We start from the raw sequence: 12,863 nt of genomic DNA, 5'->3' as shown, positions 1-12,863 counted from the left end.
AATAATCATTTCACCACAAAAAAACGCTTCACTACGAGTGAAACGTTCTTTTTTCTAAGCGTTTAATTCTGTTTTATGTTCCTTTATTGCACTACGTTTGAAAGCAGTCACTAAAACAATAACTATACTTACCACACCAATCCAAACGAGCACAGTAACAGGTGTATTCCAGCTTACCCCTTTTCCGAAGAAGAAGATCTCCCTTAGTCCTTCGATCATAAATTTCATTGGTAACCAAGAATAAACCCAATCTTGATAAAATGGCGACAACATTTCAGGCGCTAATGATAATAACGGTGCCCCGAAGAATAGTAAGAGTGCGAATAAACCGATACCTTTTAGCCCAACTAATGAAAGTACCGCCGATATCATTAAGAAGAAGCTAAAAGATGTGATGGATAAGAACAACGCTGTATCCGTGAAATTCGAAATATTTAACCCTACCATCCCATCTGCAATCCACGTAAGGCCAAAACCAATTACAAGTGTCGCAACTGCTCCAGCTACTATTTGTTTTAGTTTTAATCCAAAGTTTTCTTTTCTTGTACGTACCGGCATTTTACTAATCGCAATAAAGATAATCGCTGCACTAGCTAAACTTGCAATCCATAACGGCTGGAATAATGCCATTGGTGAGTTACCGTTCGCACTATTTTTTCCGACCTCATTCACATTTTTCACGTTCTTTACAATAGGTGTTACTAATTTCGAAGCTTGATCTGTTGTTAAAGTAGCTCCCCTTGCTTTCAATCCATCTAATATTTGTGTACGGACATTGTTGTTTATATTATCCACTACACCATTTAATATTTGCCCTGCCATAGTTGATGCACCTGTATTCATTCCTTGATTAATTAATATTTCTACTTCTGGTGAAGATGGCTGCGGTGTTCGTAATGAAGCCTGTTTCATACTAAATTCTTTCGGAATGACGAATGCTGCATAATACTCTTGATTATTTAAACCTTTTTGAACTGCTTCCTTATTTTTCACTTCTACCCACTTCACCGCAGGTTCTTCATCTGATTTCGCTGTTTTTTTCACCGTATCAACAATTGTTTGCCCCATATTCATTTTCGGTTGATTTGGAACTTCTACACCTTGATCCTCATTTACAATTGCTATTGGCAAGTTTTTTGGCTTTGGTTGAACAGTTGGGAATAATGTTAATGAAAAAATAAAAACAACAAGTAGTGCAATAACTGGTGCTAACAATAAAAGTTTGTTTTTAAACATTTTCTTTTCTCCTCCTTTAATTTTCGTTACAATAAACGAACAACGTGTTGTTTATTTATATTTTGAATTATATGTTTGAGCTAAATCTTATTCAATAATCAAAAATCGTGAATGTGTCGGTTATAAGACACTTTTTCTAAATGTGTTGAGTAAAATTAAGGAGGGACATGCTTTGCGTGATAGTAATTTAGATTTACGTGTTATTCGTACGAAAACGGCCATACGAAATGCACTAGTGGAGCTTATTGAAAAAAAAGGTTTTGACGCCATTACAGTAAAAGATATTACAACGAAAGCGAACATAAATCGCGGTACATTTTATGCGCACTATCAAGATAAATTTGATTTAATGACGAAATGCCAAGAAGAAATTATGCATGAGTTTTCTAGCATTGCCAAACAAAAATTCCCTGAAGTGATTGCCGATCTTGGCTCAAACCCTTCCCCAACGACCCCATTTGTACTTATCGCTTCTATTCTTGAAGTTCTAAATGAAAATAGTGATTTTATGAAAGCTGTGCTAAGTCCAAAAGGAGATTTATCTTTCCAAACAAAACTGAAAGACTTTATGTGGAAAACACTATTTGAAGATACGAATGGGGCTCTTATTGATAAAGAGAGTTTGCTTGTTCCAAGCGAATACCTAACTTCTTATATGGCATCTGCTCATATAGGTGTCATTCAGCAATGGCTAAATAATGGCCAAAAAGAAACACCTAAGGAAATTGCTCGTATTTTATCAACTATCGCAGTTCACGGCCCGTTTTATGCGGCTGGTTTAAAGAAGTAAGCCAACCTGCATAGAAATATATTTTAATCAATCTGGACATCAACTAATTGCTTAATGAAATTTATGTTTCTATGAAAAAAGCTGTTGAAAGGAATCCCCTTCAACAGCTTCTCCATTATTAACGATATAAACGAACTGCACCTGCAGAATTATCATCTGCTTGTCCAACTACTTCAAATTTCAATCCAAACTTCGGTAATTTACGTCCTGCATCTGGGATTAAATCATTTATATACAATTTAGAATCATCAAACTTCGTTACACCTGGTAATCCTTTGTAATCATATGTTCCACGTGTTGGAGATACAACTTTCCATGCTGGCGTCTGGTTAAAGGAGAATGCAGCATCTGCGATTTGGTATCGTGTACTACCTTGAACAGTTGGTTTGCCGTTTAGCGTTCCAACAATTGCCTCTGGGTGAGAGTCAACAACCCCTAAGAAACCTTCGCCTGGATGAATACCAACCCAATTATCTGTAAAGCTAGAGTCTGCATACCATACAACAAGACCTGTATTATACGGTACACCGCTGCTATATTTTAATGCTTGGTCAGCACCAGCGTAGTTTCTCCACTCTAAATAGTAGTTATGTTTCTTCTTATCAAAACCGTTTGCTACAACGAAACCATTTAATTTTAATTTCGATTCGCCTTCTGCATCATCAGAGAAGACAACATTTCCATCTACAGTTAATGTAGCGTTATCAAAAGTAAAACCGTTCGGTGCTAAGCCACCATCTGTAATGTATTCAAATACTAGTTTTACTTTTTGACCTTTAAATTTGCTTAAGTCATATGACTTATCTACCCATTTACCATCCGTTGTATCTAGACCATTTTTCACATTCTTTTCGCCAATTCGATCGACTAACGTTTTCTTATTATCCTCTGTCACTGCATATACTTCAAGGAAGTCATAATCTGTTTCAATTTCATACAATGACTTGTAATCAAACTTCGCCAGTGTTGCATTTGTTAAATCAAACACTGGTGTTTCTAATGTTGTATGAAGATTATCGCCTTTTGTACTATAGTAATATTTCTTACCGAATGCAGGCTGAATACCTTTCACTTCTTTATCTGGTAAGTTAACGCGAATTAGACCAGGACGAGCTGATTTCGTTACACTTTGGTCTAAGTACGTTGCAAAACCGATACCACGATTTAATTTATCATAGTCTACCTCTACAATATTTGCCCAGTTTCCACCCATGTTCTTTTGAAAGAACTCTTTGTTTTGTGGAGAGAAACTCGGTGGCGTTGTACCTGCAATTTTACCAGCCCAGCTGCCGCCGCTCATAACAGACCAAGAGTTAATTGGCTCCCCTGCTCCTGAATACTTCGTATCATACTCATCCGGAAGGCCTAAATCATGACCAAATTCATGTGCGAATACACCAACTGCTCCGTCTTCTGGCTCAATTGTGTAATCGTACGCTGCCATTTTACCGCCCCAGTTATCAACTTTTGCTTTTGTTCCTTCAATTGGATATGGTGTTCCAAGGTGCCAACGATGCGACCAAATCGCATCATCACCTAGTCTACCACCGCCTCCATCTTGCCCAACTCCAGCGTGAATGACCATTAAGTGATCAATCAGACCATCTGGTTCATTTTTATTGCCATCACCATTATTGTCATATTGATCGTATTCGTCAAATTCAGATAAATCAATACCACTTTCTACAGCCGCATTTAATGCTTCTTTTACAAAATCACGAGGTCCTTTTGGTCCTTTATTATCATGGCCGCCATCTCCTGCATCTGCGCCATAATCTGCCGCATTACCAGGAACTGTCAACCACTTTGTTACTGTGCCATCTACTGTATAACTACCACCAGATTGCTCTTCATAATATTGTTTAAATGTTGGTACTTTTGAACCATCAAAGAGTGTAAATGGCTCATTACCAAATAACATTTTTTGATAATGTTCTGGATTAAAATCATTTGAATACATATAACCTGGTACTTGATCAATATTGTTATGCTTAAAGTCAGCAAACTCCACCAACAATACAAGCACTTTATCTTTACGGACATCACCATTATATTGTTTTTGCTTCGCTGAAGTAGTTGGTACTTTGCCGTTTAATCCCCCTTTAACCGGCTCTTGTCCAACTACCGGGCCACTAGCAGGTTGATCAGCTTTTTCTTTCGCATCTGCTTTTGCATCTTTCACTTTTTTCAAAAAGTCAAACGCTTCTCTCGAGACACTATCCCCTGTTGCTGGTTCTTTCCCAGCATTTTCGCCTTTTTTCTTCTCTACGTATTTTTCAACAGCTTTTAATGTGTCTTCTTTCGACGCAGAATTATTAATTACACCGCGTTTCTTGAGCGCATCTGCTAGACGGTCCTCTTGAATTAAATTTTCATCAATCGGACTTAAAGATCCTACATTAGACGGCGTTGCCGCATAAACAGATTGACTACCTACCCCAAATGTGCAACTAAGCACCGCTGCCGCCGCAAGCGTAGACAGCACTTTAAAAGGCTTTTTCTTCATCCCTATTCCTCCCCAATATTAAATACGTTATAACGCTTATATAATAATGAAAATTCAGACAATTTACAATATGTTGTCTGAATTTGTAATATTTTTGAAAATATTCTTTGTTTTAGATTGATGTACATTCTAATTCATCAATGTTCATGGTTGCTTCTTGCATGTGAATGAGTATCGTAGCATGTATGTCTCCTTCTACGACAGGGGCATTCAAAGAAATCCAATTCATATGCTCATTTTTATTTTAATTTTCAGTTTCAGGTGGGTGATAGCAGCAAGCTTAAAATCATAAAAAAATCGTCCGCTATATTTAGTGGACGATTTTTTTATTTAAAATATAACTACACTATCTCAATATACCCTTCTGTTCCATGTACCCGAATTCGTTGCCCGTCTTTTATTCGTTTCGTAGCATTCTCTACCCCGACGACTGCTGGTAATCCATATTCACGCGCAATCACTGCCCCGTGTGTCATGAGTCCGCCAACTTCCGTAACTAACCCTTTTATAGACACAAACAATGGCGTCCAGCCAGGATCAGTAAATGCCGTAACTAATATATCTCCATCTTCTAAACTTGCATCTTCCATGTTTAAAATAACACGCGCTCTCCCTTCTACCACTCCAGAAGAAACAGGCAAACCTACTATTGCTTCGATAGGGAGATTTTCTCGTTTATATTTACCTATAATAATTTCACCATCAGAAGTAATAACACGCGGAGGCGTTAGTTTTTCATATAATTTGTACTCATTTTTTCGTTTATGAATAACCTTATAATCCAGTTTATTCGTGCGGACGACTTCGTGAAGTTCTTCAAAAGTAAGATAGTATATATCTTCTATTTCAGTAATAACGTTATTTCGCACGAGTTGCTCGGCTTCTTTTAGTAATGCCTGCTTATATATGAAATAGCGATTAATCATTCCGTATTTTGGGTATTCACGATAGCCAGCGAAATTCCGAATTATACTGATCATTCGCTTCGTCTCTTCTACTTTTTGTTTGCCATCTGCTAAATACTGCAATTTGTCTAATAACTCTTCTTCTCTTTTTAAAGCCTCCTGCAGCCCTTCTTCAAACTTCCGCTTACTAGCACCAGCTTCAAAATCTCTTATATTATTTAAAATCATCGGGATAATTGTAGTTGGTTTTTCACTCCAGCGCGTTTTCGTAATATCGATTTCGCCGCTGCATCTCATTCCGTATTTATTTAGAAACGCCCCGATTGCATCTCGAACTTTTTCCCCGTCTTTAAACTGAACTAGTTCATCTAAAAAGCTGTCATCTTCTATATGCTGTAAATACGCAATGACTTCTGGATACGGACGAATCACATCTGCGACATCCAATAATGCTAAACCCATTTCTGAAGTAATATTATTTTGTACAGATTGAGAAAGTGTGTCTGCTGCATTTTTTTCTCCTAGCCATTGCTCCATCTTTTCATTGATCCATGATAAAGCATTCATACCTGCCATAATGACAGCCATACTTTGCGGGTGAAATAATATTTTCTTTAATTGCTGAATATCTTCTAAAATAAAATCAAGTACATCTGATCCTGATTTCGTTTGAATACTTTGTTTTAACTCTTCTATCGATGCTTGACTGTTCTTGATTAAATCCGTAACGATTGCTGGGTCGTTTTCGATTTGTGGTTGCGAGCTTGCAGGTGGCATACTTTTACCAAGACTTTTTTCTTCTTCATCCGGTAACAATTTAATAAAATTATCTCGCTCTATTACAGTCATTAATGCATCTTTAATAAGCGGCTCTGATTCTCCTATTGTATTTAATAAAAATTCTCTACTAGCAGGTGAGGCCAATCTTTGTGCAACATCAACAAACAGCCTTCCCCCAGCTTGAAACCTCGGTCCAAAGGATGTTAACTGGAATAAAGACATTCCTAATGGCTTCAAAGGATCCGTCATCATTTGCTGGTGACCGACCGATACATACACATGATTTTCCTGATCATTCGCTTCTGGAATTGGATACAAAGTCGTTATCGGCCTACTTTGAACAATATAAAATGTATCATCAACTAAACACCATTCAATATCTTGCGGACAACCAAAATAAGCTTCAATCTGTCTTCCGATGCGTGCTAGTTGTAAAATTTGTTGTTCAATAAGTGTTTGAACTTTTTGCTGATTAGGAGGAATTTTCTTTGTCTCTGTTCCGCCTTCTTTTCGTCCATAGATGGCTAATTTTTTCGTTGCGATGACCTTTTCGACGATTTCGTCTTCTTTTACCTTATAATTATCGGCAGAAACCAATCCAGATACTAGCGCCTCGCCAAGTCCAAAGCTGGCATCGATTGATAACACCTTCCTATTAGAAGTAATCGGATCCGCAGTAAATAAAATCCCTGAAGCCACAGGGAAAACCATTTTTTGAACGACAACACATATAGAAACTTGATTATGATCAAAGCCGTTTTGCATTCGGTATATAACCGCTCGATCTGTAAATAAAGAAGCCCAACACTTTCTTACATGCTGCAAAACCGCTTCTTTTCCGATGATATTTAAATACGTATCTTGCTGACCAGCAAACGAGGCATACGGTAAATCTTCAGCAGTAGCACTAGAACGCACTGCATATGCATGTTCATTTCCAAAACGCGAGAGATAATGAGCTACTGATTCCACTACATCAACTGGAATTTCCACTGTCATAATGGCTTCTCTAATTTTCTTACTAATTTCACTAATTTGATCTCGGTCCTCAATTTTTAGTATGGCTAGTTGATTCAACAAAGTATGAAACACTTCAATTTGTTCAATGGCTTTTTCATACCCTACTGTTGTAACACAAAATCCTTCTGGCACTTGTATACCTTGAATGTTTGATAACTCCCCTAAATTCAATCCTTTTCCACCAACGAGAAAAAGCTGTGTTTTTTCTATTTCCTGAAAATCGAGAACGAAAGAACTCATTTAACATCTCTCCTTACTAGTCATGTGTTCTTGATTGTAGCAGTAGTCAATAAGAATAAACAGTCTATTTCGAACGTTAATTACATGATATAATTAAGTTAGGAAGAGATATAGAAAATAAAAATGGATTCACCTAAGCTGACTTACTATTATTTATTTAAGAAGCTTCTTATTAAAATATAAAGTTACTAAAAGAAAAAAGACAATCCAGACAGATTGATAATGTAAAAATATCTATTGAAATAAAAATAAGAACAGCCTTCTTCGTTGAATGGCTGTTCTTATTTTTGTTACCATTATTAAAAATTCAGGATAACACATCTAATTTTGCTCAAAGAAAGAATCCTATATTTAGGCTAATCCCTTCAAATAACTGTGTCGCACAGATTACTTCGATTTTTCAATTCATTAGTTAGCAAAAAGGTTTTTATTTTAGTTAACTCTCTTTAACCTTCTATATAAATAAGCTCCTATCAACATTAATCCCCCACCAAAAACGGATAACCAATTCGTATCATGTCCTGTAGCAGGTAATATCTGTTCCTTCTTAACAATTTGTTTATTCAATGCGTTATTTTTAGTAATTTGCGAATTCACTCGATCTATTCCTTCACCTTTTAGATCTGTCACTTCTCCTTTTGGTTCTGTCACTTCTCCTTTTGGTTCTGTCACTTCTCCTTTTAGTTCTGTCACTTCTCCTTTTGGTTCTGGCACTTCTCCCGATACTTTATCCACAATATTTTGTATTACTGTACCAGTGTAAAAGATGCCTGTATCAGCAAATGGATCTTTTACTCCAAACTCATATACTTTCTCACCTAACGTATTCCATGTAATTACACCATTATTGTAAGTGCCGCCATCACTTTTTAAACGGATTTTTGTAGAGATTTCACCGTCTTTTTCATAAATAGGTACTTTCACTGCTTTATGTACTTCTACGTCCTCTAAAAAGACTTTTTGATTTTGAATATTAATGTATGCTTGCTTACTTAATTCGATAACAGGTCTAACGTCACGAATTTCATTCGCTACAAGGCTTAAAAACGTTAGTTTTTTCAACTGACTAATTGGTGATAAATCAGAAATATAATTTGCCTCTAAATCAAGTTTTTGCAAGTTTACTAAATTTGATAATGGAGTAATATCCTTTAACTCATTATTAGGTACATCTAATACTTTAAGATGAGTCATTTTAGTAAGTGGTGTCACGTCTTCAATTTGATTTTTCCCAATCCATAATTCATCTAATTGATTCAATTGGTCAATGCCCGATACATCTTTAACCTTATTACGCGTTAATACTAAATCTTTTAAAGGTAATGCATATAACGGTGTAATATCTTCAACTTGATTACCCGCTAAAGTTAAGTATGTTACATTTTTTAACGAGCTTAATGGAGCAACGTTCGTAATTTTATTATTTGCTAAATTCAAGTAATCTAATTGTCCCATTTTTGCTAATGCTGTTACATCTTCAATTTGATTGCCTGCTACATATAAACTTTTCACATTCTTCATTTCAGTTAGTGGTGCAACGTTCGTAATTTTATTATTACTTAAATCAAGAGATTCTAAATTATCCATTTTAATAAGCGGTGTTACATCTACAATTTCATTACCGCGCAAAGCTAAATGGTTCAATTGTTTTAAGTTCGCAAAGAACGACGGATCTGTTATCTTTGCATTAGCAACTGTTAAAGACTTTAAATTTGGCATATATTTCAATCCACTATAGTCGAGGATCTCATTCGTATTTAAAAATAAGTTTTTTACTTGTAATAACTCTTCTTTCGTAATTGGTGTATTTAAATCTTTTCTATTAAATACTTTTTTATTAACAAGTTCCCTTAATTTTTTGTCCGTTATCATATTTTGACTATCAATTTGATGATCCGTTTCCTTATCACCTGCATTAGAATTATCATCTGGTTTCTCAGTTTCTTTGTTATTTACTGTCGAATCTGAAATTTCAAATTGAACTTGATATTTATGATCATATCCAATAGCAGGAATGAGAATATGCATTTGCATTTGCATATTATATCTCTTCGAAAATTCTCCTATTTCAAACTGAACTACTTTCGTCCCATTTTTCCTCTTATCTTCTGACAATACTTTCACATCGTGAAATACACCTGGTTGATTTCTATCTTCTATTCTAAGATATTGGAAATAATCGCTATCTTGTACTGTTGCAGTAACAACTTTTTTCCCATTTTCAATCTTAACTTTGGGATCTTTTATGTATTGAGACACCATGGATGGCTCATCTTTTTGATCTTTATATATTTTGATTTCAACATTATATACACGATCTGTTACCATAACTCCTGCTTTATTTTCTGCTATTTTTTCCGTTGCTTGCACTGGGCTAGAATAAACAGCAAAAGGAATAGCTAATGTTGTAGCTACTACTAACGCTCTCATATTATGTTTTTTCAAAGCAATATCTCCCTTTATACAAATAAATTATCTCTCAAATAAATGATAATGATTTTCATTATCATTGTCAATGAGATCTTTTCTTTTTATTTCTTGAAGTCCACACTCTTAATCGTATAACATACATTACTTTGTTCTAAAGCATCCGATGAGTTATTTCATTCCAGCCTTAATTTTTTCATAATTAGCCTCGGCGCATGCCAAAATTTTTCCTTCCGTTATAAAAATGCCGTTATCTTTTATTTTAGTGGAATTGATTATGGCTTTCCTCAAAAAATAGTAGCAACTGCGACTTTAAAATCAATAAACTTTTATTTTTACTTTATATAAGGTGATATATATTTGTTAAAGTCTCTCCTCTTATTCTAAAACTAAAATAATTGACTTTTGTAACACTAAATCCCTTTTACCAAATCCCCACAAATGGATTTTCAAAATTAGGGAACTATAATGTGGTATTAAAATAACTTTAGGGGGATAACAATTGGATAATGAAATGAATTATGGAAGTGATTACAAGTTTATTCCGGCAACTTCAATTGGAAGTGGTCATGGCATCGAGGTATTACCTGATTTATTTTGTTACACTACTCAAATCGTCAACATCTGCTTATTCGGAAGTCCGCAAGCAAATGATTTTGTTTTAGTAGATGCTGGAATGCCTAAATCTGCAGATGAAATTATCTCTGTCGCTGAAGATCGCTTTGGTGCAAATAGCCGCCCAAAAGTAATTATTTTAACTCATGGACATTTTGATCATGTTGGAGGAATAATTGAACTCGTCAAACATTGGGATGTTCCAGTCTATGCTCATCAAATGGAGATACCGTTCCTGACTGGACAACAAAGCTACCCTGAACCAGATCCTACAGTTGAAGGTGGTATGATAGCGAAAATATCCCCTCTGTTCCCTAACGAACCAATCGATTTAGGGAATAACGTAAAAACGCTACCTGCTGATGGAACTGTTCCACATATGCCAGGGTTTAAATGGATTCATACACCAGGTCATACCCCTGGGCATATTTCGTTATTCCGCGAAAAAGACCGAATTTTAATTGCTGGCGATGCTTTTGTTACAGTGAAACAGGAATATCTATATAAGGTAATTACTCAGGAACAGGAAATAAGCGGTCCGCCTCGTTATTTAACAACAGACTGGAAAGCTGCTAAAGAATCCGTCATTAAATTAGAAGAATTAAAGCCTCTGGTCGCTGTTACTGGACATGGGCTACCGATGTCAGGTGAAGTGCTATCAACAAACCTCAAAACACTCGTTCAAGAATTTGATAAAATTGCTGTACCTGATTACGGAAAATATGTGGACCGAAAGATGTATTAAACAAAGAAATATTTTGTATACTTTTCACATTCAAGAACTAAAATGTAATAAAAAATCAAAATCTTGTTCTTTGAAAAATTGCAACCTATTTTTAGATGTTGACTCATCCTACCTTTGTGAATAAAACTCGATACTCTACAAATAATATCTGGAGTATAATCTGCTTCTTACCCAGGTTGTACTTCTTACCAGTAAAGAGCGGTCATTATAAATAACTGCTCTTTTTTAATTTTTTACATAAAATTAGTTTCTTTATTCATACTATATTTAACCCATAAAATGGTTATACTCCTTAAATTCATGGATGTAACTTTCTCATTGCAGTTAGCTTTTGCTAACTGCTTTTTATTTATAATTCTTAAAACTTATACAACACTATATATCTTTAACCATGTACTAAAAATTCATTTTTTTAAATGAGCTTCTAGTTTCATAAAAGATTTAATCCTCTTCAGTTAAATATTTAAGGCATCAATAGCTAAAAGTAGTACCTATATAAATAAGATTTCAGATTTTCAAATTCTAATATTTTATAGTTGTAAATATTAAATATAAATTGAAAAAGAAATGTATGAAAAAGGAGAGGCCATATGCCTCTCCTCTATATCCATTCAACATATAAAATTAACGAGTAACCCCACCGCCAAGTTGTTGCTCAGCTAATGATACTAGGCGTTTTGTAATTTCACCACCGACAGATCCGTTTGCACGAGCTGTTGCATCTGCACCAAGTTGTACACCAAATTCTTGAGCAATTTCATATTTCATTTGATCAAGAGCTTGCTCAGCGCCACGTACTAATAATTGATTGTTGCTTCCACTATTATTGTTTGACATGTTATTTCACCCCCTTCTTTCTTTAATATGTTAAATTGCATGCCAAAATATATATCTAATTAACTGGTAATTATGACCACGCATTCGAAGGTATAATTCATGCACTTTTATCCAAAAATAGTAGTGTGTAGGAGACCGAAATGCAACATACGTGCCATGGGATATCATAAATATGCCTCCATCACAAAATGAAACGGGTTACGCTATATAAAAGCATAACCCGTTTTCAATGAAATATTTTATTCTATATACCTTTAAACAATGGAGGAAAATGATGAAACATATTGTTGCTTTATTAATTAAATATACAGCTATAACTGCAGTATTATTAATCATACTCGGTATTTTTCAAGATATTTCAATTCCTAGAATATTACTGATTTCTCTTCTTCTTACAGGAGCTGCCTATTTAATCGGAGATCTCTTTATTTTACCTAAATACGGAAATATGATTGCCACCATTGCAGATTTTGGCTTAACCTTCTTTGGAATTTGGTTGCTAACATCGTTGTTTACTGATTTAGATTCCACTCGTAACATTGGATTTTCTTCATTTATAGCCGCTTTAATTATTGGCGGAATAGAAGTTTTTTTCCACATTTATATGCAGAAGTTAGTACTGCATAAAGACAATGAATTAAGAGAACATAATCCTATTCACCATGATAAATATGCTATGGAGATGTCAGATGAATATATAAATTCTTCCACAATAAATAAATCCAAACTTGAGGATAAATCTGATAAACAAAAATAAAAAGT

The 12,863-nt window shown here is 35.0% G+C and carries 7 protein-coding genes and 2 pseudogenes; 3 read left to right on the top strand and 6 right to left on the bottom strand.

From position 1 onward, the window contains the following. Positions 1-54 precede the first annotated feature (54 nt). Positions 55-1,236 (bottom strand): YhgE/Pip domain-containing protein, encoded by a 1,182-nt coding sequence (locus JDS81_RS07125; protein WP_097954348.1) that lies wholly within the window; start codon positions 1,234-1,236, stop codon positions 55-57. Positions 1,237-1,408: 172 nt separating this feature from the next. Between JDS81_RS07125 and JDS81_RS07120 the strand changes: the two genes are divergently transcribed. Next, complete coding sequence (locus tag JDS81_RS07120) at positions 1,409-2,026, top strand: TetR/AcrR family transcriptional regulator (protein WP_097954349.1); 618 nt, start codon at positions 1,409-1,411, stop codon at positions 2,024-2,026. Positions 2,027-2,144: 118 nt separating this feature from the next. Here JDS81_RS07120 and JDS81_RS07115 read toward each other — a convergent pair whose 3' ends face one another. The 4 genes and pseudogenes from JDS81_RS07115 to JDS81_RS07105 form a co-directional block, all read right to left on the bottom strand. Continuing rightward, a complete protein-coding gene (locus JDS81_RS07115) occupies positions 2,145-4,532 on the bottom strand; it encodes an immune inhibitor A domain-containing protein (protein ID WP_000728984.1) in 2,388 nt (795 codons plus the stop codon). 341 nt (positions 4,533-4,873) lie between these two features. After that, positions 4,874-7,477: a phosphoenolpyruvate synthase gene (gene ppsA, locus JDS81_RS07110; protein ID WP_097954350.1), complete on the bottom strand. Its 2,604-nt coding sequence runs from the start codon at positions 7,475-7,477 to the stop codon at positions 4,874-4,876. Between the two features lie 432 nt (positions 7,478-7,909). Beyond that, positions 7,910-8,014: pseudogene (locus JDS81_RS31040) on the bottom strand (LPXTG cell wall anchor domain-containing protein); the annotation flags it as partial. Positions 8,015-8,119: 105 nt separating this feature from the next. After that, a pseudogene (locus JDS81_RS07105) lies at positions 8,120-9,907 on the bottom strand (leucine-rich repeat domain-containing protein); the annotation flags it as partial. A gap of 499 nt (positions 9,908-10,406) precedes the next feature. Between JDS81_RS07105 and JDS81_RS07100 the strand changes: the two are divergent. Further along, positions 10,407-11,264, top strand: coding sequence for an MBL fold metallo-hydrolase (locus JDS81_RS07100; RefSeq protein ID WP_097954352.1), 858 nt, complete (start codon positions 10,407-10,409; stop codon positions 11,262-11,264). A 624-nt stretch (positions 11,265-11,888) separates the two neighbouring features. On the opposite strand, the gene JDS81_RS07095 is transcribed toward JDS81_RS07100, so the two are convergent. Next, positions 11,889-12,101 carry an alpha/beta-type small acid-soluble spore protein gene (locus JDS81_RS07095; protein WP_000069658.1) on the bottom strand — a complete coding sequence of 71 codons (213 nt, stop codon included), beginning with the start codon at positions 12,099-12,101 and terminating at the stop codon, positions 11,889-11,891. A gap of 274 nt (positions 12,102-12,375) precedes the next feature. Here JDS81_RS07095 and JDS81_RS07090 point away from each other — a divergent pair, with 274 nt between their 5' ends. Further along, positions 12,376-12,858, top strand: a complete 483-nt coding sequence (locus JDS81_RS07090) for a YndM family protein (protein ID WP_141499453.1) — start codon at positions 12,376-12,378, stop codon at positions 12,856-12,858. The last annotated feature ends 5 nt before the right edge of the window (positions 12,859-12,863 follow it).

The organism is Bacillus cereus group sp. N31, from assembly GCF_016483245.1.
Taxonomy (GTDB): Bacteria; Bacillota; Bacilli; order Bacillales; family Bacillaceae_G; genus Bacillus_A; species Bacillus_A toyonensis.
This window is presented reverse-complemented; position numbering and strand designations above follow the sequence as displayed.